This window comes from Pseudomonas sp. LBUM1653 (genome assembly GCF_059716115.1).
Genome location: NZ_CP166803.1, coordinates 2,450,627 through 2,475,706 on the forward strand (window position 1 = coordinate 2,450,627; position 25,080 = coordinate 2,475,706).

31 protein-coding genes are annotated in these 25,080 nt (G+C 58.7%); 18 read left to right on the plus strand and 13 right to left on the minus strand.

The window, feature by feature from the left end; translation table 11 throughout:
• Positions 1-51: 51 nt before the first annotated feature.
• From ACA054_RS11220 to ACA054_RS11290, 15 genes are all read left to right on the plus strand, one after another.
• Positions 52-399, plus strand: a complete 348-nt coding sequence (locus ACA054_RS11220; protein ID WP_274643417.1) for a phage tail tube protein — start codon at positions 52-54, stop codon at positions 397-399.
• Positions 396-722 carry a phage tail assembly protein gene (locus tag ACA054_RS11225; RefSeq protein ID WP_323606286.1) on the plus strand — a complete coding sequence of 109 codons (327 nt, stop codon included), beginning with the start codon at positions 396-398 and terminating at the stop codon, positions 720-722. Before ACA054_RS11220 ends, ACA054_RS11225 begins: the two co-directional genes overlap by 4 nt.
• Positions 723-853: 131 nt before the next feature.
• Positions 854-2,776, plus strand: coding sequence for a phage tail tape measure protein (locus ACA054_RS11230; protein WP_497689427.1), 1,923 nt, complete (start codon positions 854-856; stop codon positions 2,774-2,776).
• Positions 2,773-4,032 (plus strand): DNA circularization protein, encoded by a 1,260-nt coding sequence (locus ACA054_RS11235; protein WP_497689428.1) that lies wholly within the window; start codon positions 2,773-2,775, stop codon positions 4,030-4,032. Before ACA054_RS11230 ends, ACA054_RS11235 begins: the two co-directional genes overlap by 4 nt.
• 2 nt (positions 4,033-4,034) lie before the next feature.
• Positions 4,035-5,144 (plus strand): phage baseplate assembly protein, encoded by a 1,110-nt coding sequence (locus tag ACA054_RS11240; protein WP_497689429.1) that lies wholly within the window; start codon positions 4,035-4,037, stop codon positions 5,142-5,144.
• Positions 5,141-5,656: a phage baseplate assembly protein V gene (locus ACA054_RS11245; RefSeq protein WP_497689430.1), complete on the plus strand. Its 516-nt coding sequence runs from the start codon at positions 5,141-5,143 to the stop codon at positions 5,654-5,656. Before ACA054_RS11240 ends, ACA054_RS11245 begins: the two co-directional genes overlap by 4 nt.
• Entirely contained in the window at positions 5,653-6,039 is a 387-nt protein-coding gene (locus tag ACA054_RS11250; protein ID WP_497689431.1) for a phage GP46 family protein, read from the plus strand. Before ACA054_RS11245 ends, ACA054_RS11250 begins: the two co-directional genes overlap by 4 nt.
• Entirely contained in the window at positions 6,029-7,072 is a 1,044-nt protein-coding gene (locus ACA054_RS11255; protein WP_497689432.1) for a baseplate J/gp47 family protein, read from the plus strand. Before ACA054_RS11250 ends, ACA054_RS11255 begins: the two co-directional genes overlap by 11 nt.
• Positions 7,063-7,707, plus strand: coding sequence for a YmfQ family protein (locus ACA054_RS11260; RefSeq protein ID WP_497689433.1), 645 nt, complete (start codon positions 7,063-7,065; stop codon positions 7,705-7,707). Before ACA054_RS11255 ends, ACA054_RS11260 begins: the two co-directional genes overlap by 10 nt.
• Before the next feature lie 2 nt (positions 7,708-7,709).
• Positions 7,710-8,513, plus strand: coding sequence for a hypothetical protein (locus tag ACA054_RS11265; protein ID WP_497689434.1), 804 nt, complete (start codon positions 7,710-7,712; stop codon positions 8,511-8,513).
• Positions 8,495-9,016 carry a tail fiber assembly protein gene (locus tag ACA054_RS11270; RefSeq protein WP_497689435.1) on the plus strand — a complete coding sequence of 174 codons (522 nt, stop codon included), beginning with the start codon at positions 8,495-8,497 and terminating at the stop codon, positions 9,014-9,016. Before ACA054_RS11265 ends, ACA054_RS11270 begins: the two co-directional genes overlap by 19 nt.
• 72 nt (positions 9,017-9,088) lie before the next feature.
• Positions 9,089-10,915 (plus strand): SGNH/GDSL hydrolase family protein, encoded by a 1,827-nt coding sequence (locus ACA054_RS11275; RefSeq protein WP_497689436.1) that lies wholly within the window; start codon positions 9,089-9,091, stop codon positions 10,913-10,915.
• 23 nt (positions 10,916-10,938) lie between these two features.
• Entirely contained in the window at positions 10,939-11,703 is a 765-nt protein-coding gene (locus tag ACA054_RS11280) for a hypothetical protein (protein ID WP_497689437.1), read from the plus strand.
• A gap of 96 nt (positions 11,704-11,799) precedes the next feature.
• Positions 11,800-12,225 carry a cell wall hydrolase gene (locus ACA054_RS11285; RefSeq protein ID WP_497689438.1) on the plus strand — a complete coding sequence of 142 codons (426 nt, stop codon included), beginning with the start codon at positions 11,800-11,802 and terminating at the stop codon, positions 12,223-12,225.
• Entirely contained in the window at positions 12,222-12,734 is a 513-nt protein-coding gene (locus tag ACA054_RS11290) for a lysis protein (protein WP_497689439.1), read from the plus strand. Before ACA054_RS11285 ends, ACA054_RS11290 begins: the two co-directional genes overlap by 4 nt.
• 239 nt (positions 12,735-12,973) lie before the next feature.
• Here ACA054_RS11290 and ACA054_RS11295 read toward each other — a convergent pair whose 3' ends face one another.
• From ACA054_RS11295 to ACA054_RS11325, 7 genes are all read right to left on the minus strand, one after another.
• A complete protein-coding gene (locus ACA054_RS11295; protein ID WP_497689440.1) occupies positions 12,974-13,405 on the minus strand; it encodes a lysozyme inhibitor LprI family protein in 432 nt (143 codons plus the stop codon).
• A 59-nt stretch (positions 13,406-13,464) separates the two neighbouring features.
• Positions 13,465-14,286, minus strand: a complete 822-nt coding sequence (locus tag ACA054_RS11300; protein WP_497689441.1) for a hypothetical protein — start codon at positions 14,284-14,286, stop codon at positions 13,465-13,467.
• A 267-nt stretch (positions 14,287-14,553) separates the two neighbouring features.
• Entirely contained in the window at positions 14,554-14,766 is a 213-nt protein-coding gene (locus ACA054_RS11305) for a hypothetical protein (protein WP_497689442.1), read from the minus strand.
• A 575-nt stretch (positions 14,767-15,341) separates the two neighbouring features.
• Positions 15,342-15,758 (minus strand): response regulator, encoded by a 417-nt coding sequence (locus ACA054_RS11310; RefSeq protein WP_497689443.1) that lies wholly within the window; start codon positions 15,756-15,758, stop codon positions 15,342-15,344.
• A 239-nt stretch (positions 15,759-15,997) separates the two neighbouring features.
• A complete protein-coding gene (locus ACA054_RS11315; protein ID WP_497689444.1) occupies positions 15,998-16,408 on the minus strand; it encodes a response regulator in 411 nt (136 codons plus the stop codon).
• Positions 16,409-16,999: 591 nt separating this feature from the next.
• Positions 17,000-17,881 (minus strand): phage antirepressor N-terminal domain-containing protein, encoded by an 882-nt coding sequence (locus ACA054_RS11320; RefSeq protein WP_497689445.1) that lies wholly within the window; start codon positions 17,879-17,881, stop codon positions 17,000-17,002.
• Between the two features lie 130 nt (positions 17,882-18,011).
• Entirely contained in the window at positions 18,012-18,782 is a 771-nt protein-coding gene (locus tag ACA054_RS11325) for an ArsR/SmtB family transcription factor (protein WP_497687867.1), read from the minus strand.
• 74 nt (positions 18,783-18,856) lie between these two features.
• Between ACA054_RS11325 and ACA054_RS11330 the strand changes: the two genes are divergently transcribed.
• Positions 18,857-20,017, plus strand: a complete 1,161-nt coding sequence (locus ACA054_RS11330) for a cytochrome P450 (RefSeq protein ID WP_497687866.1) — start codon at positions 18,857-18,859, stop codon at positions 20,015-20,017.
• Complete coding sequence (locus ACA054_RS11335; protein ID WP_003230353.1) at positions 20,014-20,358, plus strand: antibiotic biosynthesis monooxygenase family protein; 345 nt, start codon at positions 20,014-20,016, stop codon at positions 20,356-20,358. Before ACA054_RS11330 ends, ACA054_RS11335 begins: the two co-directional genes overlap by 4 nt.
• Before the next feature lie 27 nt (positions 20,359-20,385).
• On the opposite strand, the gene tnpC is transcribed toward ACA054_RS11335, so the two are convergent.
• The 6 genes from tnpC to ACA054_RS11365 form a co-directional block, all read right to left on the minus strand.
• On the minus strand, positions 20,386-21,924 hold the full coding sequence (tnpC, locus tag ACA054_RS11340) for an IS66 family transposase (RefSeq protein WP_497690226.1): 1,539 nt from the start codon (positions 21,922-21,924) through the stop codon (positions 20,386-20,388).
• 49 nt (positions 21,925-21,973) lie between these two features.
• On the minus strand, positions 21,974-22,309 hold the full coding sequence (gene tnpB / locus ACA054_RS11345; RefSeq protein WP_497687865.1) for an IS66 family insertion sequence element accessory protein TnpB: 336 nt from the start codon (positions 22,307-22,309) through the stop codon (positions 21,974-21,976).
• Positions 22,306-22,629, minus strand: coding sequence for an IS66-like element accessory protein TnpA (gene tnpA / locus ACA054_RS11350; protein WP_497687864.1), 324 nt, complete (start codon positions 22,627-22,629; stop codon positions 22,306-22,308). The genes tnpB and tnpA overlap by 4 nt, the downstream gene beginning before the upstream one ends.
• Before the next feature lie 208 nt (positions 22,630-22,837).
• A complete protein-coding gene (locus tag ACA054_RS11355) occupies positions 22,838-23,047 on the minus strand; it encodes a hypothetical protein (RefSeq protein WP_497689446.1) in 210 nt (69 codons plus the stop codon).
• 242 nt (positions 23,048-23,289) lie between these two features.
• Positions 23,290-23,568, minus strand: a complete 279-nt coding sequence (locus tag ACA054_RS11360) for a hypothetical protein (protein WP_497689447.1) — start codon at positions 23,566-23,568, stop codon at positions 23,290-23,292.
• Positions 23,569-23,732: 164 nt separating this feature from the next.
• On the minus strand, positions 23,733-23,942 hold the full coding sequence (locus ACA054_RS11365) for a hypothetical protein (RefSeq protein ID WP_497689448.1): 210 nt from the start codon (positions 23,940-23,942) through the stop codon (positions 23,733-23,735).
• Positions 23,943-24,137: 195 nt separating this feature from the next.
• Between ACA054_RS11365 and ACA054_RS11370 the strand changes: the two genes are divergently transcribed.
• A complete protein-coding gene (locus tag ACA054_RS11370; RefSeq protein ID WP_497689449.1) occupies positions 24,138-24,959 on the plus strand; it encodes a MinD/ParA family protein in 822 nt (273 codons plus the stop codon).
• Positions 24,960-25,080: the final 121 nt, after the last annotated feature.

Below are 25,080 nucleotides of genomic sequence, written 5' to 3' on the forward strand. Positions count from 1 at the left end.
ATCCAAGGTCTATAGCCCGCCACGTGCGGGCTTTTTTGTAGGAGAGAGGCCATGGGCCAGAAAGTTGCGGGCACCGTTTACATCAAGGCAAACGGCGTTCAGTTCACCGTCACCGGCGGCGTGGAAGTGCTGCTGGGTGACAAAAAACGTGAGTCGGTGGCGCCGGGCTTTTTCAAGGAAGAAGACCTGGTGCCGTTTGTGAAGGCCACCATTGTCGATGCGCCGGATCTGCCGATCAAAGAAATCATGGCCGACACCGATGCGACGATCACCGTCGAGTTCAAGAACGGCCGCGTCTACGTGTTGTCGGGCGCGTATGTGGTGGATGAGCCGACCGCCAAGGGCGATGACGGCACCATCGACATTCAATGGGACGGCAACAAAGGAGGTTTTCAATGAGCGAATTGGAAGAAGGCCAAGTGAAGGAAGCGAAGCCTTATCAACTGGCAGCGCCGATTCAAGCGCATGACCAGGAAGTGCTGGAAGTCACTTTGCGCCGGCCGACGGTGGCCGAGGTGCGTGCGATCAAGGCGCTGCCGTACAAGATCGACAAAAACGAGGAGGTCACCCTCGACATGGAGGTGGCGGCCAAATACATCGCGGTCTGTGCAGGAATTCCGTCGCCGTCGGTGAACCAGCTGGACCTCTACGACTTGAACAACCTGGGCTGGGCTGTGACGGGTTTTTTCATGACTGCGGCATCGAAGACGTCGAAGGCCTGATTGCCGTGGTGTACGACCTGGCTTTCTTCTGGAAGGTCGGGCCCGAGCAGATGATGGCGCTGCCGCTGGATACGTTTGCCGAGTCGTTGGCGAACGCCCAGCGCATTAATCAAATTCCGCAGGGGTAGGGTATGGCCGACAAGTTTCAACTCAAGGCACTGATCACCGGTGTCGACAAGCTGTCGCCGACCCTGGCCGGTATCCGCAAAAACGTCGCCGGCTTTCGCAAGGGGCTGGAGCGTACGGGGCTGGGCAAGATTGGCTTTAGCGACATCGTGACCGGGGGGGCTTTGGCCGCCCCGTTTATTGCCGGCGCGGCGGCGGCGATTCAGTTTGAGACGGCCATGGCGGACGTGAAGAAGGTGGTCAACTTCGACACCCCGGTGCAGTTCAAACAGATGGGTGACGACATTGGCAAGCTGTCCGAGCGTCTGCCCATGGCCGCCAATGATATCGCCAAGATCGTCGCCGCTGGTGGTCAGTCGGGCATTGCCCGTGAGGAACTGCTGGGCTTTGCTGAAGCGGCGGTGAAGATGGGCATTGCCTTCGACCAGACCGCCGATGAGTCGGGTGACATGATGGCGAAGTGGCGCACCTCGTTCAAACTGACCCAGGGCGATGTAGAAACGCTGGCGGACAAGATCAACTACCTGGGCAACACCGGCCCGGCCAACACCAAGCAGATTTCCGACATCGTCACCCGCATCGGCCCGCTGGGCGAAATTGCCGGTCTGGCCTCCGGGCAGATCGCTGCGCTCGGCGCGACCATGGCGGGCGTCGGGGTGGAGCAGGACGTAGCGGCCACCGGCATCAAGAACTTCATGCTGGCCATGACCAAGGGCTCGGCGGCGACCAAGGACCAAGCACTGGCCTTCAAGGCCTTGCGCCTGGATTCCAAGACGTTGGCCAAGGCCATGCAAACCGATGCGCAGGGCGCGGTGCTGGACATCCTCGACCGCATCAAACGCGTCGACAAGGACAAGCAGGCGGGGTTGCTCTCGGAACTGTTTGGCACCGAGTCGATCACCGCGATTGCGCCGCTGTTGACCAACCTGGATCTGCTCAAAGGCAACTTGCAAAAGGTCGCGGATGCGCAGAAATACAGCGGCTCAATGGAAAACGAGTACGCCTCTCGCGCGGCGACCACCGCCAACAACTTGCAGCTGTTGCGCAATGCCGTGGCCAGTGTGGCGCGGGCCGTCGGCAGTTCCTTGTTGCCGGGAATTAATGCGGTGGTCGACGGCCTGCGGCCGATGATGTCCGGAATCGCGGACTTGATTCAGCACAACCCGCAGTTGGTCAAAGGCATCGCCATGGCGGCCGGTGCCTTCACCGCACTGCGCATTGCCGTGTTCGCGGCCACCGTGGCCACCCGGGTTCTGGGTGTGGCATTTGCCACCACCCCGGTGGGCATCATCGCCGTGGCCATTGCCGCCGCGGCCGGCCTGATCGTAGCCAATTGGGAAACGGTTGGGCCGTTCTTCACCGCCTTGTGGGAATTGATCAAGGCGCTGGCCACGCCGTTTATGGACTTCATGAAAACAGTCTTTGACTGGTCGCCGCTGGGCCTGATCGTCAAGCACTGGTCGCCGATCACTACCTTCTTCAAAGGCCTGTGGGAGGGAGTCAAACCGTACCTGCAGCCGATTCTCAGCATGTTTGGGATGGAGGATGGCGGGGGCGGCCTGACCGCCAAAGTCGCCGGTTATGCCGAGGAACAACGTCAGCGCAATGCCGGCGCCGGTGGCGGCACCGGGGCGTTCCTGCAGGCCAATGCGGTGAGCGTGGCGAGGAATCTGCAGAGCGAACGCAGCCTGACCCAGCCCGGCCTCGCGCCGGGGCAGCTGTTGCGTCCGCCAGGGCTGCCGGCGCCGGGCGCCTTGCTGCAGTCGGGGCACGCGAATAACCGCACGCAGTTGGAAGGCGGTCTGGTGATGCGCTTTGAGAACGCTCCGGCCGGCTTTCGGGTCGATCCGGGCACGACCAATCAACCTGGGCTGTCGATCACGCCGAAAGTGGGCTACCGCTCGCTGTCAGGGAGTAAGCCGGAATGAGTGAATGGCGCGACCGTAAACAAGGCGCCTCCTTTCGGGGGGTGCCGTTCCAGGTGGACACCGACAGCGTGCCTGTCGGTCGGCGGACTCAGTTGCATGAGTTCCCGCAGCGCGATCAACCCTTTGTCGAAGACCTGGGGCGGTGCACCCGGCACTACAAGTTCACCGGGTTTGTCGCCGGGGACGATTGCCTGGCGCAGCGCGATCGCCTGCTAACGGCGCTGGACAAGGCCGGCTCGGGAGAGTTGGTGCACCCGTGGTTTGGCCGCCTCACCGTCACCGCTGGCGAGTGTGAGGTGTCGCATGCGCGTAACGAGCAGGGCGTGGTGCGCTTCAGCCTGGAGTTTATCGACGGCATGCTGGCCTTCCCGGTGCAGTCGCCGAACACCCGCCGGCAACTGGCGGGGCAGGCCCCGAGCTTCCTAGCCTCGATCAAGGGCCGCTTCAACGCGGCGATGGCGCCGGTGGACTTGGCGCGGCAGCGGGCCAGCGCGCTGCGCTCGGCGCTGGCGGGGGCGATGGGCTATGCCTTGAAGTTCCTACAGCCGGCGTCCAGCTTGGGTACCGACCTCAACGGCCTGGTGGCCTCGCTGATGAATGGGCCGGGGGCGTTTGCCGACAATCTGCTGGCCGGGATTAGCGGCCTGTCGCGTGCGTTCGGCGGCTACGGCTCCAGCAGTGCGTTCCAGGGCAGTAGCGCCAAGGCGACGCAGGTGGCGGCGTTATCGGCCTCGGCGCCGGCCACCGAAGACATCGAGGTGGCGACGATTCAGGCTGCGGTGATTGCCCTGGTGCAGGACGCGGCGCTGCTGGATCTGCTCCTGGACATGGCCGAGGTGCCGGTGGCGATCCGTCCGGGGGTGAGCGCGCCGGCGGCGCTCGACGTGCAACTCGCGCAACAGGGGCCGACGGTGGCCGCCGGTACCGCGGTAGAAACGGCGGTGCCAGTCGCCGAGGATGTCCTGGTCGTGCGTGACGCGATCAGCGAGGCGTTGTGGTCGGTGGCTGGTGAGAGCCCGCCGGATCATTTCGGCACGCTGAGCGAGGCCCGCCTGGCCGTGGATCGGCACTTGACGGAAGTGGCGCGCAGCGGCGTGGGCCTGCGCCGCTATGCCCCGGCCGAAACCATGTCAGCCCTGGTGCTGGCCCATGCGCTGTATGGCGATGCCTTGCGCAGCGGGGAAATTGTCGAGCGTAACCGTGTGCGTCATCCGGGCTTTGTGCCGGCCACCGATCTGCAAGTAGCGAAGGCCTGACCATGGATCAGCTGAATGACGTCACCTTGAGCGTGGGTGGGCACGACTACGGCGGCTGGAAAAGCGTCAGCATCGGCGCCGGCCTGGAACGCCAGGCGCGCAACTTTTCCCTGGGTATCACCTGGCGCTGGCCGGGCAGCGGTGAGGTGCCGGTGCGGATTCGCCAGGGCGAAGCGGTGGAGGTGCGCATTGGCCAGGAGCTGCTGTTGACCGGTTATGTGGACAGCACGCCGATTCACTACGACAGCGAGTCAGTCAACCTGAGCATCACTGGGCGCTCGCGCACCGCGGACTTGGTGGACTGCGCGGCGGTCAATCAGCCGGGGCAGTGGCGCGGGCAAAACGTGCAACAGATCATCGCGGCGATTGCCGGCGAATACGATATCAAGGTGGTCAATGACGCGGCGCTGACCCTGGGCGTGGACGACCACAGCATCGAGCCGGGCGAAACGGCGTTTGAAAGCATCGACCGGTTGTTGACCCTGTCGCGCCTGTTCAGTACCGACGATGGCCAGGGCCGCCTGGTGATTGCCAAGCCGGGCAGCGCCGGGCGTGCGGTCGACACCCTGGTGCTGGGCAAAAACCTGCTGTCGGGGGACGCCGCTCTGGACTTTTCCGGGGTCTTTTCCGAATACATCAGCAAGGGGCAGCGCAGCGGTACCGACGTCAGTTTTGGCGCGGAGGCCAGCGAGGTCGAGGCGCGGATCGCCGACGCGCGGATCTCCCGCCGGCGGGTCAAGATCATTCAGCAGTCCGGGCAACTGACCGCCAAGCTGGCCCGTGAGCGGGTCGAGTGGGAGCGGGCCAACGCGGTCGCCAAGGCCTTGACCGTCAACTACGTGATTCAAGGCTGGCGGCAAAGCAACGGCGCGCTGTGGCGGCACAACATGCTGGTGCGGGTGGTTGACCACTTGATCGGCCTGGACCGCGACATGCTGATCAGTGAAATCAGCTATGAGCTGAGCGAGCAGGGGACCACGGCAAAAATCAGCGTGGCCCCGCCCGAGGCATTTCTGCCGGAGCCGAACGATGCTTACGAGAAGCGCAAGGTCCAGAAGGGCAAGAAGACCGACAACTTCGAATACCTCATTCCAGCGGACTACAAACCATGAAAAACGGCATTGCGAACATGCTGGCGCGCGGGGCGGTGGCCCTGGGCAACTCGGCCAGCAAGCTGCAAAGCCTGCAGCTGCGGTTGTTGGCCGGCGAGGTCAAAGACAACATGGAGCACCTGGAGCCCTATGGCTTTACCGCCTGCCCGCAGGAGGGCGCCGAGGCGCTGGCGGCGTTCATTGGTGGCGACCGTAGCCACGGCGTGGTGATCGTGGTGGCGGACCGGCGCTTTCGCCTGCAGGGGCTGAAGCCGGGCGAGGTGGCCCTGTACACCGACGAGGGCGATTTCATTCATTTCAAGCGTGACCGGGTGATCGAGGTGGAGACCATGACGTTCAAGGTCAAGGCGCACACCGCGGTGGAATTCGACACGCCGCTGATCACCACCACCGGGCGCATCGAGTCGCAGGGCGATCAGGTCGCCGCCGGCGTCAGCCAGATCGAGCACGCGCACGGCGGTGTGCAACAAGGCACCGATCAAAGCGGGCCGCCGCTCGGGGGTGACGCATGAGCCGCGAGGATTTATTGCGCCGTGCCGTGACCATCAGCCTGTTCACCTGGCGCCGCGCCGGACCGGATGACGCGGTGGACGACAGCGACCGCCGGGGCTGGTGGGGTGACTGCCTGCCCTCGGTGGCCGGTGACCAGATCGGCTCGCGCCTGTGGCTGTTGGCGCGGCGCACGCTGGTCGCGCAGACGCTGCTGGATGCCCAGGCCTACGCCGAAGAAGCACTGGCCTGGCTGCTCGAGGACGGCATTGTCACCGCGGTGGGCGTCACGACCGAGCGCCGTGGCAACGACCGGATGAACTTACGGGTGACGTTGACCGAACAGAGCGGCGCCACCGTGGAACTGGACTTTGAGAACACCTGGGGGCTGATCAATGCCGTATGAGATTCCAACGCTGCCGGCGCTGACCCAGCGTACCGAGGCCGATTTCGAACGCAATGCCCCGGATGCCTTGCGCCGCACCGATGCCAAGGTGGCGGCCCGCGCGCTGAGCGGTACCGCCTTCGAGCTGTACGGCTATCAAGCCTATATTGCCCGGCAGTCCAACCCGGCGACCTGTGACGAAGCCATGCTGTTGCGCTGGGCCGATTGGCGCCTGGAGGACGGGCGCACGCCGGCCGTGGCGGCCAAGGGGCTGGCGGCGGTGACGGGCTCCAGCGGTGCCCTGGTCGACGCCGGCCAGCTCTACCAGCTGCCGGATGGCCGGCGCTACAAGGTCACGGCGGCGGTCACCCTGGTGGGTGGCGCGGCCAACCTGGCGCTGCAAGCCGAGGACGTCGGCGCCCTGGGCAATGTCGCGGCCGGCACCTTGACCGCGGTGACGCCAGTGCTGGGGGTCAACGCCAGTGCGGTGATCGGCGCCGATGGCCTGGTCGGCGGCGCCGAACTGGAGGACCTGGAAGCCTTGCGCGGGCGGGTGCAGGCCGCGTTCAAAAACCCCAGCAAGGTCGGCAACGGCGACGACTTTGTCGAGTGGGCCTTGGAGGTGCCGGGCGTCACCCGGGCCTGGGCCTTGCCGCGCTGGATGGGACCGGGCACGTTTGGCCTGGCCTTTGTCCGCGATGGCGATCTTGACATCATCCCGACGCCGGCGCAGGTCGCCGAGGTCCAGGCGCACCTGGAGCTACGCCGTCCGGTAACGGCCGAGGTCTATGCCCTGGCGCCGGTGGCGCGGGCGATTCACTTCAGCCTGCGTCTGGTGCCGGATGGCCTCGCCCTGCGTGAGGCGGTCACGCAGGCGCTGAGCGGGCTGATCGTCGACGAGGGCGGGCCGGGTCAGACCCTGAAAATCTCCCGGCTGCGGGCGGCGATCAGCAACACCCCTGGGGAAACCGACCACACGTTGAGTGTGCCGGCGGCCGATGTGTCGATGGCGGCCAATGAGGTGGCGGTACCGGGGGTGATGACATGGCTATGACCGAGGCGGACTACGTCGACAAGCTGCGACAAATGCTGCCGCCGGGGCCGGCCTTCGATCTGGAGCTGGAGCCGGATTGGGCGCAGCTGGTGGCGGCGCTGGCGCCGGAACTGGCGCGGATCGATGCCGACGGCGAGGCCTTGTTGCTGGAGTTGAATCCGGCCACGGCCACCGTCCTGTTGCCGGACTGGGAGGCCTACCTCGGCCTGCCCGATATCTGCACCGTGCCGGGCTCGCAAACCCTGGAGGCGCGTCGCCAGGCGGTCCTCGACAAGCTGACCGCGACCGGGGCCCCGCAGCTGAGTTACTACCGCAAGTTGGCCAATCAGGTCGGGCTGTCGACCAACATCGAGGAGTTCCGCCCGGCGCGGGTGGGCCCGACCAATGCCGGCGATTTCCTGTATGGCGATGGCTGGCCCTGGGGCTGGATCGCCTCGGTGCCGCTGGAGGCCTATGGCACGCCCGAGGCGGCGGCGCTGGATTGCCGCCTGCAGCGTGATGCGCCGGAGTACACCGACGTGGTGATGGGCTACGGGCGGTCGCAGCTCGACGGCATTGCGCTCAAGGTGGACGAACTGTTTACCGCCATTCATTACACCCTGCCGACCGCCGTCTCGGGGATCGAGGATCTTTAAACATGCAGAAAATTTCAGCCTGGTCTGATCTGGTCACGCCGGGCGGACAGTTCCGTTATGGCTCGCTGGCCCTCGGGGTGCCCCCGACGCCGCTGTCGGCCGAATGGTTGAACATGCTGCAGGAGGAACTGGCGCATGTCGTGCTGACCTACCTGCCGGCCCTGGACAAAAACGACAACACGCAGCTGCGCAAGGCCATTCAGGCGTTCGGTTCGGCCTATGCGGTGAAGGCGACCACCCTGGCCGGCTACGGCATTCTTGATGCCTACACCAAAAACCAAACCGATTTCCTGCTGTCAGGGAAAGCCAACTGGGGCATCACGTTAGCGGCCTATGGCATCGGCGATGCCTACACCAAAGTGGCCACCGACGGGCTGCTGTCGGCCAAGGCCAACGCCGCCACCACCCTGGGCGGCTATGGCATCACCGATGCCTATACCCGGACGGTGATCGATGCGGCGCTGGGGACCAAGGCCAACGTCGCCACCACCCTGGGCGGCTATGGCATCACCGACCCGGTGTGGACCGACGTCAATGCCACCCCGAAAGCCATCGTGGCGCAGGCCTCGGCCGAGGCCGGTGGGGTGGGCACCTATGCGCTGTTGATGGTCGGCGGCAGCGGATCGTCCAGTTACGAGCCGTTGTACCAAGGCACCCTGGTGGCGGGCAGCACGTGCCTGTTCACCAACTGCGGCGGGGCCAGCAGCAGCGGCACCCCGGCGGGCACCTGGAAGTTGATGGGCACGTTGTACAACCACGATGCGATCAACCCGGACTCGGCCACCTTATGTTTGAGGGTTTCCTGATGTTGACCGTTCTGAATGCGCGCGACCCGGTGTGGAACGATGCGGCGCAGACGTCGCTGAACCTGTGGGTGACGTTTGAGGAAACCGCCGAGACCCTCGGCGAGATGCCGTTTACCGCCTCGCCGGCGGATAACGAAGACTATGGCCGCGCCCTGTTCGAGCGCGCCGTGGCGCTGGAGTTCGGGCCGATTGCGGCGCCTTCTGCGCCGGCGCTGGCACAGGCCGCGGGGCTGAACCGGGCGCGCCTGAGCGCTCTGGCCACGGCGACGATTACCGCGCTGCAGACCGCGTTGGATACCTTGCAGGATGCTGTGCGGCTCACTCTGTCCACGCCTGAAGAGACGGCTTCGCTGCCGCTCAAGCAGGCCGAGCTGGACGCCTGGCGCACCTACCGGGTGTACCTGTCGCGGATCGAAACGCAAGCCGGCTATCCGACCAGCATTGAATGGCCGCCGGCCCCGGCGGAGCCGTTCAGCCTGGACGCTGAGCCCGCCCCGGCCTGACCCGTTTCGCCTCCCTGGATGAATTTCCTCTGACCCGCTTCGGCGGGTTTTTTATTGCTCAAGGAAAAGTAAATGACTGAAGTCGCAGCGCTTGAAGGCTATGCGGGGATGTTGTCCGAGGCCGCCCAAACATCAACGGCGGCGGCGGCAAAACAGCATGAGTTCATCCATGGCGATGCCCTGACGGATGTGGCCACCGAATCAGGGCCGTTGCCGTCTTTGGCCAAGCAGGCGCGGCTGTTTGCCCAATCGCTGCCGGATGCGGTCGCTGTGCTCAGTGCCCAGGCATCCAGCGGCAAGATTTTTTCGACGTTTCTCGAAGGCCGTACCGCGACGGCCTTGAACCAATACTTTTGGATGGCCCCGGCCGGCTCGGGCCTGACCCGTGTGGCGCTGTTTCAGAAGACTAGCGACACCACGCAGACGCTGGTGTTTACCTGGGCCACGGGCAACGAGGTCGATAGCCTGGTGCAACCCACTACGTCGACGGCGGCCGAGGTCGAGTATCTGTCGTTGGCCGATCCCGAGGGTGGCCAGCTGGTGCGCTTGACAAGCGCAGTACTTGAGACCCTGCTGTTTCGGATTGCGACGGGGCAGGCCACCGTCATCGGTGACGGGGAAGGCGGTGCGTTGCTGTACGCCGATGATGAGCAGGTGCGTTTGGCCGGCCTGGAGATGCGTCCGGCCTCGATGCCGGGGATCTATGTCACCGACCCCGAAGGCGGGGTGCATCAGGATCTGACTGGCGCGAGCGCGGAAGAAGTGCCGGTGTTATCGCCGTTTGATAACGGCTTGCTGTTTGCACCGGTGTTGGCCACCGGACCGTTGCGTGACGCCACGCTGTATGTGGACGGGTTGTTGCCGAATCGTGCCCTGGTCGAGCAGACGCAAATGTCACTGTCCAGTTCCTCCGGCCTGGCCTGTGCCGCGGGGCGTTCGCTGTCGTTCAGCGCGGCGCGCTTTGGCAGTGACGCCGTGCTGGCGTTGCGTGATCGAGCGCAGCCCAGCGATCACCGTTTCATGAAGCTGACGCTGAAAGCGGTGCCGGTGCAGAACCCGGTGGTACCGGTGAAGATCCTGTTCATCGGCGACAGCATTGGCAACCGCCAAGGTGGGGTGTTCTTGCGTCAGTACCTGGAGGAATTGGGTATTGCCCCGACCTTCCTGGGCACGCTGCCCGGCTCGGCCGCCGCGGCCAATGCCAACGACATCAGCGGCGAGCTGGGCGAGTGCCGCGAAGGCTGGGAGACCGGCGACTTTACTTACGCAATCACGGATCGGGTGGGCAAGGTGCTGCCGGGCGAGGAGGCGGCCTACATGGCCTTGCCCAAGCCGGAGCGCTGGCCGATCAATCCGTTTCTGCGGGTGGCCACCGAGGCCGACTCGGTGGATGTCGTGCGCAATGGTTATGTGTTTGACCCGGCCTTCTATCAGCAGCGTTTCGGCCTGGCGACCCCCGATGTGGTGATCATCACCCTGGGCACCAACGATGTGCGCGACCGCACGGCGGCGACCATCTATGACCATGTGCTGGCCAACGACACCTTGATGCTGCAGCAGATCAAGGCGGCCTGGCCGAATGCAAAAATCATCCGCTCGGTGCCGGGCACGGCGCTCAACGTGACGCGTAACGGCCTGTGGCAAACCCATTACACCCCGGTCATTCGGGCCATGCAGCAGGCGGCCAGCAACCTGGCGTACAGCAAGCTGACCATTGCCCCGCTGTGGGCCATGACGGACCCGGACAGCGGCTATGCCGTGCCGGCGACCGCGCCCGGCAGTGACGGCTTTATCAGTGGCGACTGGGCCGACGCGGTCCACCCGGTGGGATCTTCCCGCTCAGGCCTGTACGCCGCGTTGGCGCCGTTCGTGGCGGCCGCTGCCATCAACCTCATTTAAGTCTTCAACAAGGAACGCATCCCATGGGTATCAAACTGATTTCGAACAACACGCTGGCCCCTTGGAACAGCAAGGTGGTGCCGCCGGTCAGTCGTGGCCTGGAAGGCTGGTTTAACTTCGACACGGACGCCGGGCGCTTTGGTTTTAACCGTGCCCTGGGCAAGCCCGATGCCAACATCATCGGCGCCCCGGTGGCCTTTGCCACGCACGGCCGCTTCAAAGGCTTGAGCAACTACCTGCAGACCAAGATCGCCGAAACCGACGAAGTGACCCTGATCGTCGTCGGCAAGGCCGCGGCCGCCATTCCGGCCGGTGCGTCAACGACCGGCGATGCCAACACGCCGTTCTACGTGGGCAACTATCGCGGCAACTCGGTCACGCCGGGCGTGACGGGCTCGGCCTACGGCGCTTCGCTCTACCATGTGGCCACCGCTACGCTGACGGGCGGCGCGACTCGGGAAAACGGCGCGGGTGGCGCCACCTCGTCGGTCAACAGTGTGTCGGGTGAGGTGCCCACCGATTGGGGCATTCGCGTTCTGCGGGCCAGCTCGGCGGTGCTGACCAAAACGCAGAACCTGACGAAAAACCTGATGAGCCAAGGCAGCGATGTGCGTGCTCGGGCGCTGTCTGATTCGTTGTTCCGTATCGGCAGTGGCACCGCCGCGTTTGGTGCCGAAGTGGATATCTCGGCGGTGATCATTCATTCGGTGGTGCTGACCGATGACGAGCTGGCCAAGCAGGTCGAGATTGTGCGCAAGCGCATGGCCCGCCTGGGCATCGTCGTCTAAACCCAGCGCCACGTCCTGAGCCGCCTTGAGCGGTTTTTTTGTGCCTGAGTTTTGAGCCCGCCCTGGTGCGGGCTTTTTTTCGCCTGGAGAAACGTTATGACAACAACCGAGAAAGATCGCGACATCCTCGCTCGCACACTCTGGGGTGAAGCCCGTGGCGAAAGCCTCGTTGGCCAGATCGCCGTGGCCTGGACAATTCGCAATCGCGTGAACGATGGCAAGGTCAAGTCATGGTGGGGGGAGGGCTATGCCGGCGTGTGTCAGAAGCCGTACCAGTTCAGCTGCTGGAACCGGAACGACCCGAACTTCGCCTACCTGAGTGGTGCGAAGCAGATTCCTTTCCGTGAGTTCGCACAGGCGCGGATTGCCGCTGACCAGGTGATTCATGGAAAGGTGCCTGATCCCACTGGCGGTGCCACGCACTATTACGCGATCGCCATGAAGACGCCTCCGGCCTGGGCGGCGAAGGCAAAGCAGACCCTCAAGCTGGGCGGCCACGTGTTCTTCAAGGATGTGCCATGAGCCCGGCCTCGCTCAAGCTTGCGTTGGCTGGAGTGCTGGCGCTGGTGCTGTTCACCGCCGGTGGCGTGTGGAAGGTTCAGGACTGGCGCTACGGCAAGCTACTGGCCGAGCAGGCCGGGATGCATCAGGACGATCTCACCGCTATCAACAACGCGGCCGCTGCGCAGGTTCGCGCCGATCAGGACAAGCGCCTGGCGCTCGAGCAGCGACTGCCGGCCAGCGACCAAACACATCATGAGGCTATGACCAATGCACAAAAAGACCAGGCTCGCTTGCGCGATTGCCTTGCCACTTCTGATCTGCGGCTGTCAGTCCTCCTCGATGCGAGTTCAGCCGGTGGTTGTGCAGTGCCTGCCACCTCCGGCGCCGGCGGCGTGGGTCATGGAGGAACGCGCGCCGGACTTGACCCAGCGCATGCTCAACGAATTGTCGCTATCACCGACGCCGGCGACCAAGGACTGATCGCGCTGGCGGCGTGCCAGGCTTGTGTTCGGGAACTAACGCATTGATGTGCGGGCATTTGTAATTGTTTTGACGACCTTCTTACCCGTCGAAAGCCGGCCACTGTGCGCGTCAGTTCGAAGGTAAGTAAAAATAGGCAGCGGCAAATGCGAGGTGATGACAATCGTCTGCCAGCGCCCCAAACGAAGAAGGCCCTGCTTTAGATTTCTCTGAGCGGGGCCTTTATATTTTGCAGGGTAGCCAAGTCAAGCAAGTTTAACGCCTGTTATTGCAGGCTAGTGATCGCTCACAACGCGTCTTGCTCACCCCCCTGTTCATCCTCCGAGGCGCCATTTTCAGCAAACCATTCCAGCGAATCCGCTCGCTCCAAGGTCATGTTCAGTTCGCACCCTGCCCCCTCTAGGAGATCCATCGTGCCACCCGTGAGGGAATAGTACATGCCGCAATCAGCATCTCGAAATTTGATCCATAAAGCTTGGCCTTCTTGTAGCTTTCTCATCTTGCTAACGGGTAACACAGTAATCGCTGAGTTATATGCCTTATTCATCCTGGTATTTTGCTTGACTAACTCTTCCTGACTGCAGTCGCTTAGCGAAGCTGTATTGCCTCCAGAGTTCTCAGTGCAAACACGATATTCAGGAGAATATTCGCTTTTTGCAAAAGCGCAGGTAGTCGAGAAAACTGCAAGAAAAACTGGTGCGATAATGTATTTGCGCATGAGCAACGGCTCCATCTTTGAATTTGTGGGGGCTTTGAAAACGGACTCGGCTCAATATGTTATAGAACTTTGAATTCCAATTTATAGCTCAGATCAAAAACCCTTGGGTCTGAGATTATTGACTTTGAATTACTGTCACCCAGTTGCTGCCCTTTAGCCATGAAGTAAGTGCCCTCCATTTTCACTCTTTTCCCATTCAAAGCTTTCAAGATTTCCAGTTCTTTTCCGTCAACGCCAGAGATTTGTACTAGTCCAATTCCGTATTGTTCACCCCTTCGATCTTCCGACTCAAAATACAACCAGTCCTTCCAAGGGCCTACACCTGGCTTGATATAACCTATAAACCGTCCGTTCTCCCGCTTGTATCGCTCTAGACCCTGCATCACATATCCAGGGTTTGCGTCAATCACATAGTCACTATTTGTGATTGGGATTTCGATCGCAACATCCTTCGCATACGATAGTGTTTTTTCAGAAACAGCATCTGCCTTAATAAATGCATTAGCAGTACCGGCATTCTTGAGGGAAATGGCATATTGTGTAAGATTCAATTTTTGCATAAATAAGACATTCGGAGCACCAGCAGTGCCACCAGCTATTCCGCCGGTTTTGAAAAACATATAAAGGGTTTTGTCTAGGCTGTAACCTGCCTTCGCGAATGCTTCATTCATGTATTTTGCATAAACATACGATTGCTCAGGCGTGGGGAATGCAGATGTTGGTACCCTAGCCATTTCACTCTTGAAGTCATCTTCATAGTAATCCTTGAAGGCGTTCACGATCTTTTGCGATGCGGCCATATTCAAAGGAGCGGCGGGTTGATCTGCTTGAGCGAAAGCACACAGTGACAGCAGGCAGGACGATAAAAGCAATCGAAACATGAGGGATCCTTGAGAGAGTGCGACTGGCAATTCTCCATGCGGCCAGTCAATGATTTCAGAACGCTTCCAAACAACCAAATGGTGCTTGAATGCGCTAGGAGTCACCAAGAGGATCGGCTGGACGTCATAGATCTTGAGGCCTCAACTGCGCGTCAGCTGCTGCGGGCGAGATGCATTATTTTGTAGTGAGCAGCATTTCTGTTGTTCGGACCCTGAAAGGCGTTATTGACTTCACCTGGTCTAAATCTGCAACTAGGCGATAGCTTTTCATAGGTCCGGCGTCATCAGCACCGCGAGCGCCAGTTTGATGAACTCTTCATTCTTGTCGATGGTGTCCAGGGCTCCACGCACGTTGTCGGCGATCTCGGCCGCGCCTCGCTGCTCGACCCAATTCGAGAGCTCAAGGATTGCAGCCTCCAGGGCGAGCTGGTTTTCATTGATCTTGAACAGCAGGGAAGGGAGCAGGTCTGAGTTTGGCATCGTGAATCCTCCGTGGAGATTTCAGCGTAGCACTGGAGGGTAGGGGGATGCCGGGGGAGGGTTCAGAAAAAGCAAAGCCCCGAAGGTTCGCGGCTCCGGGGCTTCTATTTTCGCCCGCATCCCTTAATGCCTGGTGAACGTGGCGGCGAGAATACCAGCGTTGAAGCGGTGGCTCACTACTGCGATAGGGGGATTGTGTTCGTTTGGCAGGACGCCGAGAAGGGTGCAGAAAAGGCGAGCGTGACTTTTGCGTGACTCTCTCACGTGATTGTAAGCACTTCTGGGCAGTCGATTGCAGCGAGCGCCAGTAAAAACGACCATTACAAAGGGGCTTGCATGGGTCCTGCGTGCATGGGTGCTAGGAGGACTTCGTTCTGGTCCATGCTTGCCTCAGTGCGAACGTGTGGGCGAGGTGGGCGGCTAAAGAAGACCATAACATCACCGAGCGTTATGGAGCCGTAGTGCTGTTCTAGTCGAGCAAAACAATAACCCCGGAAACCACCGCAATCCATAGCGCACTCAACGCAAACAGGAGGCCAATGAAGCCTTTCTCAGTCATAGAAACCTCCAGGGACTCAGGGTGATGTCTTATTGATGGGGGTACCCGGCTGCAGCAGGGTGGCCACCGAAATTACCAGGTCATCCAGGGACCAAGGCTTGTGCAGATAGATCGTATGGACCGGTAAGTCGCTTGGATCGATCAGATACCCGGACGTGAGAATGGAGCCAATCCAAGGTCGGCGACTCTGGATCATCTCAATAAACTCTATTCCTTGGATCTGCCCTGGTAGGGCCTGATCCACGATCACAAGCGGGCATTGGAAAGTGTTTTGCAAAAAGTACGTCAGCGCGTCGTCTGCAGTCTCAAAAGCCAGAGACTGGGCGCCAATCTCGGACAGGATGTCCGTCATCAGTGATCGAAGGGTCGGATCATCCTCAATAACGATTACCGTACCTTCGATCGGCAGCATTCCTTCCCAGTTCACGTTCACACGCCTTGTCCTTCAAGGTCAGGTTTTTTGCCTCATCGAAAATACAGCATAGGCCGATTTCAGCTTGTGGCTGGGGGAAAAGGTAATTTTAGGATATTACTTACACAGGGGGCTTTAGGACTTGGGGGAACAAGGCTTTAAGTGCCGTTTACGGCCTTAGAATCGGGTAATACCCCCGATTTCTGCCTGAGTGGAAGGATTGCAGACGACCCGAAACAGTCATTCAAGAATTCTATTGCTTAGGTCTTGCCGATGGGATGACTAGGTTGAACCAGCGTTGTTACCGCCATCACCAAATCATCCTTTGACCATTCCTTTTGTAAATGTATTGTTGAGTCGGGCAATGTTGAGGGGGAGATTTCGTAGCCAGATGTAAGAACGGCGGCAGTCGAAGGCCATTTCTTTTTCACTAACTTAATGAAGTCCGCACCGTTGAGCTGACCAGGCTGGCCTTTATCAACGATCACCAACGGACAACCGTCGAACTTTCCCATTAAGTAGATCAAAGCATCACCGGCAGACTGGAAATCCAAGGGGCGGAGGCCGATCTCATCCAGAATGTTTACCATCAACATCCTCAGCGTGGGGTCGTTCTCAACAACGATCACCCATCCAGTCAGCTGTAAGAGTTTTTCCCGCTTTGCCTTCATGCTTGATCCTTATTCAGATATCACCAAAAGGCAGTGATAGCATTCCTCCCAGTTTAGGCGTTCTTTTTCCAGAGCTATCCCTGTTTGCCGCCTTGAATAGAAACAGAAATAGCCCGATGTCGGCACCATATCTGGGAACTCAGCATCGTATGTAAGGAAAGTCCCCCCGCTTTTGGGGAATTCTAGCAGGCAAGAAGCCTGGGCTTGACTGTGCCGGCTGGCTGGCTTGGTTATTGCTCAGATGCTTGCACTCTACAATTCGTTGATCGACTGGAGATGAGAGCCTTGTGGAAACATCCTCTGCTTCTAGGCATCGCATGTGGATTTACGATCCTTGCACTTGGTTTTATCGCGGGCTTTATCCTGCTCGAGTGGCAGCTGAGATAACCAATTGAACCAAGGCGTGCAGTCGTCGGCGTGAGCCGGAATTGAAGACCTGCTCGAGCGTCCGCTTCTGGCCGTTTACTGTCTGATGCCAAAGGCAAAAAGCCCGCTCGATGGCGGGCTTCGTGATCGGCTTTTCCTATGACGCGTGGCCAAAACTCTTACGGAGCTCGCGGTCGTTGGGTCGTTCGGTTCCTGAACACTTAGTCAGGCTGTGTTACGCCTGACTGGTTTTTTCTGGAGAGTCTCAAAAACCTCCCGCTCACGGCGAATGGGCCACTCAAATACCCAGCATTTCAATGATATATGCTCCATTGCGCTGTGTTGGGTAGTGTTACTCACATAACGTGGCTGCCTGGATTCTTTCATCGCTTGGCGTAGTTCGCGTGTGAACTTGATCGAAATATTGTGTTTTTTGAACAGTTGTGCGAGGTGGGGCAACTGCAAGTAGAGAAAACCCTTCGATGGGGTACAGTGGTTGTAGCGCACACCCTTGCGGTCCAGGGTCTCTAGTGCACTCCAGAACTCGATCAATATGTCGGCGGGTGTCCGTGTCCTAGTCCCGATGCTGGTTAGGTCGGGGACTGACAATCCTAACTGGTGGGAAGCGAGCGCAAGTTGCTCATGGATCGCAGAGCGGATGGCGTTGTCGCAGGTTCGACTCAATTCTTTGAGCAGTGCAACCCGATGGCGTGAGAGGGCTATAAAGTGAGCAACATTTGCCGATTCAGAACGAGAAGTGCTGCCCTTGGTCCAGTAGTCCCACAACACGTCGTCGCATTCTTCTTGATAACGAACGATCTTGGCGCGAAATTCGGGCTTTTCGATAATCGGGCTGATTGCGTAGAGCCAGGCCGGAAGCTTACGAAGGGGGAGACAGGTCATGCTGTATTGCTTGCCATCACCTCCAGTTGTGGTCATTTCAACCATAGATGAGCTAAATCTTTCCCCCAATTTTCGGAACTGCGTTTTCCAGTCCAGTCCTATATTTGTGACGATCTGCTCCATAGCTACAAACGGATCAGTACCTTGACCAACCAGAACGACCGTGTCCTCGTAGAACGGGACAGGCATCAGATGCTCCTGCATGGCGGTGCTCCTTTTTTGTGGCTCCATGCCCGAATATCCGTAAGCGTCCCGCTAATACACGTTGATTTTAGATATGGCACGCGAAGCAATGCCCGCTTCTTGATAGATGCTTAGCTGAAGGGATTAGTAATTATCGTGCCGGCAAAGCCGGCTCGGCGGGACGTGTCGCATTCCGCACTACTGATCTCTCCATCTCTTTGTTTTCCAGCATGATCCCGAATCGGCCAGACAGCTCCTTTCGTCCCTTGGATGTCAATGCGAGTGCCCGACTATCAAGGTCTTGGATAACCCACTTGCGGCTTATGACCGTCTGTAGAAAAGCCGCTCCGAGTGCTCCGGCAAGATGAGGGCGCCGCATGCTCCAGTCCAGGCAGGAGCACGCGAAACGACGCCGTTGTGCCCTTACTTTTTCTATCTCGATACCGAGATCGGTCATGGCTTTTTCGCCGCTCATCGTGAGCTGATACATACGCTCCCCAGAAACCGGCACGGTTAACCAGCCTGACTCCATGAAATGGTCATGCAGTTGTACAGCCAGTGTTCCTGCCATGTGGTCATAACAGGTACGCGCGAACTGCAATCGGGTTGGGGTCGTGGACACATATCGTGTATCTGCGTTTTGGCTGATCACCATGAGGGCCTCAATAGCCTGGGCCACTTGCGCGTCAGCCAGACTGTAGTAGCGATGCCTGCCCTGCGTGTGCAACCTTACCAATCCGTCCTCTTTTAGTCTTGTCAAATGCGCGCTCGCCGTGGATGCACTCACGTCGGCGATGACGGCCATTTCGGTACTGGTACGGGCGTGGCCGTCCATCAGCGAACAAAGCATTTTCGTCCTCGCTGGTTCGGCAATAGCGCCGGCTACCCGAGAAATCGCGGTGTCATTGCTTCGAGCATCCATATTTCGTTCCTGAGCGAATCGTCACCATGGAGGATGTTCGATAGTAGCCGTTCTTTGTGAACAGGACTTCCGGAATGACGCCTTTTGAAGCAGCTACCCATACTGATCCCTACGTTTATTACTCAGGTCTCAGGCGACAAAACGGCCTGCTATTCGATGCAGACCTTCGTTTATGGATTGCAAGTAGTGCCAAAGTTGTCGAAGCCATTCTGGGGCATCCCGACTGTCGGGTGCGTCCGCTAAACGAGCCGATTCCTCCCGCGATTGCGCAAGGCGTGGCAGGAATGATTTTCGGTCGTTTGATGCGCATGAACGAGGGCCCGCAGCACCTGTGCCCCAGGATGGCTATCGAACCTGCCTTGGCCTCTGTCGAGACAGATAGCATCGCAGACATCGTGTCACGTGTGGTCGAGACCCTCGATAACCCGGTCGAAAACCTAGATGAGTTGATGTTCACGTTACCGGTTTCCGTTATTGCCGCCTTGATAGGCCTTCCATCCAGCCGGCTACAGGAAGTAGCGAGGCTGACACGGGATTTTGTCGCCTGCCTGTCGCCGTTAAGCGACGAAATTCAACTCGGTGAAGCTAATTCCGGGGCCACTCGACTTAGTCAATTATTCAGCGCGCTGCTGAGTAACGACGATGAAAGTAGCCGCTTCTTGAGCCATATCTGGAGCGGATGCGAAGCCACCGCCTGGAGAGATCATGATGCATTGATCGCTAACCTGATCGGCCTGTTGTCACAGACCTGCGAAGCCACCGCAGGCCTGATCGGCAATACCCTTGTAGCGCTCCATCGTAACCCTGATCTGATTAAAGACATGCAACCTACGCAGATGCTCGTTGCAGACTTGGTGGAAGAGGTAGCGCGCTACGACTCGCCCGTGCAAAACACCCGGCGATTCGTTGCGAAGCGATGCACTATCGGGGGCAGCGTCTTGGAGGCGGGTGATACCGTTCTAGTGTTGCTCGCTTCAGCCAATAGGGATCCCTACGCGAACCCAGACCCCGATAGACTCTTGGTCAAACGAACGCAACGACGAACCTTCAGCTTCGGCTCAGGAAGACATCAATGTCCAGGCCAGCAACTTGCATTGACTATCGCCTCTGAGGCGATTTTGGCATGGCTGCATCGACAACCAGCCTCATCTGCTCGTCCTTATCGGTGGAGTTATTTGCCCTCCCTTAATGGTCGCATCCCTCATTTTTATCGTGATCGGGAAACTCAGCAATGATCGCAGTTATCTTTGAAGCATGGCCTCATGAGGAGCAATACCAGCGGTATCTTGACCTTGCCGCTGAACTGAAACCATTGCTAGCAGAGCTGGATGGTTTCATCTCAGTTGAGCGTTTCCAAAGCCTAAGTGAACCAGGAAAGGTTCTCTCACTGTCATTTTGGCGTGACGAGGAAGCTATTAAGCGGTGGCGCGGCCTTGAGCTACATCGTTCGGCCCAATTAGCAGGCCGTAGGCAGGTTTTCGATGACTATCACCTGCGCATCGCCCAAGTAGTTCGAGATTATAGTCTTGAGGATCGTGATCAAGCGCCGAGCGATAGCAAACAAGCTCATGAATGAAAGAACTGCTTTGTGATCTTTTCCATTTCAACGGCTCCGTGGCGGAAGCCAGTTATGTGGCAGTAAATCTGCAATCTCACTTGCGCGCTGAGTTGGCAGACGCGTGAGTACATCCTTCAAATAGGCATACGGATCATGCCTGTTGAGCCGTGCAGACTGGATTAAACTCATGATCGCTGCCGCCCGTTTGCCGCTGCGTAGCGATCCTGCAAATAGCCAGTTCTTGCGTCCAAGAGCCCACGGTCGGATTTGGTTCTCGGCCCAATTGTTGTCAATGGGTACGGCCCCGTCATCAAGGTAGCGCGATAGCGCTGCCCATCGTTTCAAGCTGTAATCCAGGGCTCTGCTGATGGCCGAACCTTCAGGCACGAGATCGCGCTGGCCGATCATCCAGGCATGCAGCCTTTCCATCACCGGTACGGCTTTTTCTTGCCGTATTCGTTGCCGTGAATCTGGCTCCAGGTCGCGGACTTCACTCTCTATTTCGTAAAGCAATTGGATATAGCGAAGAGCTTGTTCGGCGAGCGTGCTTTTGTTCGTGGCATGCAGTTCGAAGAACTTGCGCCGCGCATGGGCCATGCAGCCGATCTCCGTCACCCCGAGTTCGAAGCTGGCCTTGTAGCCACCAAAATCATCGCAGACCAAATTGCCCTTCCAGCCTCGCAGGAAGTTGCGAGCATGCTCACCGGCACGGCTGGGGCTGAAGTCGTAAACCACTGCCGCTGTTTCGCAGAACTGGCTGGTGGCGTAGGCCCAAACATAAGAGCGGTGGGTTTTCTTCGAGCCTGGAGCGAGCATCTGTACCGGTGTTTCGTCGGCGTGGATGACCTGCTGCCCGAGCACTACGTCGCGCAGTGCATCGACCAGCGGCTGTAACTGCACGCCAGTCGTGCCAACCCATTGAGCCAATGTTGAACGTGGGATGGCCAAGCCAGCTCGACCAAAAATCGATTCCTGACGGTAAAGCGGAAGATGATCAGCGAACTTCGCGATCATGACGTGGGCAAGTAACCCGGCAGTCGGGATGCCCTTGTCGATGACCTGCGCCGGTACGGGTGCCTGGATCAACGTTTCGCAGTCATCGCAAACCCACTTGCCACGAACATGGCGCTCGACGGTAAACACGCCCGGCGTGTAGTCCAGCTTTTCGCTGATATCTTCACCTATGCGCTTAAGTGCGCAGCCGCATAGGCAGTGGGTGTTGTCCGGTTCGTGATGGATCAACGTGCGTGGGAATTCTGCCGGCAATGCCGTGCGCTTGGGCTTCTGCTTCTTTTGCTCGGTCGCCGCAGGTTCTATTTGCAAGGCTTGAAGCTCGGCCTCAATCGCCGCGATATCGGTATCGATCAGGTCATCAAGCAGGCTGGCCTGCTCAGGATTCATCTGCTCGCTGCGCTTGGCAAACTTCAAACGCTTGAGTTGTGCGATCTCGTGGGTCAGCTTATCGATCACCGTTTGATCGCGGTTGATCTTCTTGCCCATGGTCTCGACTTGCGACAGCAACTGCGCAGCGAATGCACGCAATTGGTCGGGATTCATTTGATCGAGATTGGGCGAGGAAGTCATGCCTTGGATTTTACCAAAGCAGGCCCCTTGCGACAGCAAGCCAAGACGTTCAAAGCAGCGTGATTGCACCGCCAGCTCCAACACGTTGCCAAGGTAGACCAAGCACCAAGGCCTGAAGTTGCTCGGTATCCAACTGCACTTCACTACCTTGACGAACGCCTGGCCAATGAAATTTACCTTGGTTCAAGCGCCGTGCAGCCAGCCAGACGCCAATCCCATCGTGCACCAGCACTTTCATCCGAGTCGCGCGGCGATTGGCAAACAGATAGGCGCAGTGCGGCTTCGCCGCACCGAACACCGCGATCACCCTGGCCAACGCCGTTTCAGTGCCGGCGCGCATATCCATGGGCTCAGTGGCTAGCCAGATGGCGTCGATGCGGATCATCGCACCAGGTCTCGAAGGAAAGCGGCGCAGGCAGCAGCACTATCGGTTGGCCAATTTACTTTGACGGTGCCGCGTGGGTGCAGAATCTCAACGCTGATATTCGATGAAGATAGGTGCGCTGTTGTTTGCATAGGCAATGGGATGAATGCAGGTGTCTGCGCCGTGCTTTTCTGCGCCTGCAACCGAATCCATTTGTGGACGAGGTTTGCGTTAAGGCGGTTGCTGAGCGCGATGCTGGCAATCGAAGCGCCGGGCTGGGCGCACTCTTGAATGACCTGGGCCTTGAAGGATTTGGAATAGGAACGGCGTGTTGGCTGCATGAAATACCCGCTTAAAAGGCTAGAACTGGTGCCCACTTGAATTTAAGTGCACACCATGTCTGGGCTTTGCAGGGTTGGGTAGATGACTTGGCCGGACGCATACGAATATCCGCGAGCTAAAGCCGATAAAAACCGAATTAAAATGCCACCATCTTGGCTTCAAATAGTAGCTGAAGATTTATATAGGTCTGCCACTGGTCGAACGCAGTCACTCAGGAGTCATAAGCACTGCTAGCGTCAGCTTGATGAACTTTTCATTTTTTTCGATGGTGGCCAAGGCGCCGCGGACGTTATCGGCGACGTCGGCCGCACCGCGTTGCTCAACCCAGTTCGAAAGCTCCAGGATGGCGGCTTCCAGGGCGAGTTGGTTTTCGTTCAGCTTGAATAGCAGGGAAGGAAGTAGGTCTGAGTTTGGCATCGCGAATCCTCGGTTTTGAGGTCAAGCGTAGCACTGCGTTGCAAAGATCTTTGACGGTCGGCATGACGCCAAGGAAGGGGTACCACTGTAGGAATATACAATGCTAAGTTATTGATCTTATAGGTTGAAGTAGCTGTTTTGTACTTTCTGAAAATCACCTATTTTCCCTTATATATCAATTACTTGCGTCGGTTTATGGGTCACCTTGACATGGTGGTGCCCCAGAAACGCCCGCGAGATTCTTAAGGCTTCATATCGAACAGATAGCTGGCGATATCCTCGCCACGTTGCGCGAACTCTTCGATATCGCTTTCGAATGCCCCTACGTCCCCTGGGCGGTACTCTTTCAAGCAGGACGCGATTGCTTTCCGAAAATCCTCCGAGCTTATTTGTACGCCAAGCTCATCAAATGCTGCTTTCAACGCACGGTGGAAACGCTGGTCGTCCATCGGATGACCGGTATGCCAAGTGTCCGCACGTAGCCAAGGTTTCAGCAGGAGCGAGAGCTTTTCAATATCCATATTTGCCTCAACGTTAAATCAACCGAGGACGGTCTGAAGTCCGTACCAATTTTGTACCGCTGACCGTGCAAAACAGGTTAAAACCGGAGTAAGGAAGTGCCCGGTTTCATTGGCCCTGAGTACTTTGCCTTACCCCTTTAGAATCGCGGAGCTCCTGCTGAAAGTCACTCAGGAGTCATCATAAGGGCGAGCGTCAGCTTGATAAACTTTTCATTCTTGTCGATGGTGTCCAGGGCGCCGCGGACGTGATCAGCGACGTCGGCCGCGCCGCTCTGCTCGACCCAGTTCGAGAGTTCCATGATGGCCGCTTCGAGGGCGAGCTGGTTTTCATTAATCTTATAGAGCAGGGAAGGGTGCAGGTCAGAATTGGGCATGGCGGATCCTCCGTGAAGAGGTAAGCGTAGCAGTGGCAGTTCTGGTTCGCGTGATTGCCATGTGGTGGGTTACAGCGTCTGGTGATCCTGTGATACACCTAGGGGCTATGTGTCTGCACTTTTCAGTTACCATTGCGTATCTAGAAATAGTTTGCGACAACTCGCACGCGTTGCGCATGGAAGGAAATCAATAACATGGATAGTGTGCGTTCTGTACAAGTTATCGCCGTGACCGGCGGAAAGGGCGGCGTCGGCAAGACGACTGTGGCTGTGAATCTTTCATTGGCGCTGGCGAAACTTGGAAGGCGAGTCGTATTGCTTGATGGTGATCTTGGCTTGGCGAATATCGATGTCCTGTTGGGGCTTTCCCCGCGGTACACGCTTGTCGATGTAATCGAAGGTCGCTGTGAGCTTTCCGATGTACTTTTGCGCGGTCCGGGCGGGATACGAATCGTCCCAGCGGCTTCAGGCATCCAGAGCATGGTGCTTTTGTCTACGGCTCAGCACGCAGGCCTGGTCCAGGCCTTCAGTGAAATCGGTGACAGTCTCGACGTGCTGGTGATTGATACAGCTGCGGGCATCGGCGCGTCGGTGGTCAGTCTCGTCCGGGCGGCCCACGAGGTCTTGATGGTGGTCTGCGACGAACCGACCTCGATCACCGATGCCTACGCATTGATCAAACTGCTTAATCGTGATTATGGAATGGTCCGGTTTCGGGTGCTGGTCAATATGGTGCAGAGTCCGAATGAAGGTCGCGCGCTGTTCGCTAAATTGGCCAAGGTCACTGATCAATTTCTCGACGTATCCCTGCTGTATGTGGGAGCGGTTCCGTACGATGAATGTGCGCGTAGGGCGGTGCAGAAACAGCGAGCAATCTACGAACACTTTCCGCGCTCCAAGTGCGCCCTGGCATTTCAGGAAATCGCTTTAAAGGTCGACGCTTGGCCTTTGCTGGCTTCCCCCAGAGGACATATGGAGTTCTTCGTTGATCGACTCGTCCATCATTCGAGGGGGTGACTGGTGTTGTCGGCAGGACGCCGGGGAGGGGAATAAGGACGTGCGTGACTTTTGCGTGACTCTCTCACGCGCTTGTAAGCACTTCTGGGCATTCGGTTGCAGCGAGCGCCAATGATTACGG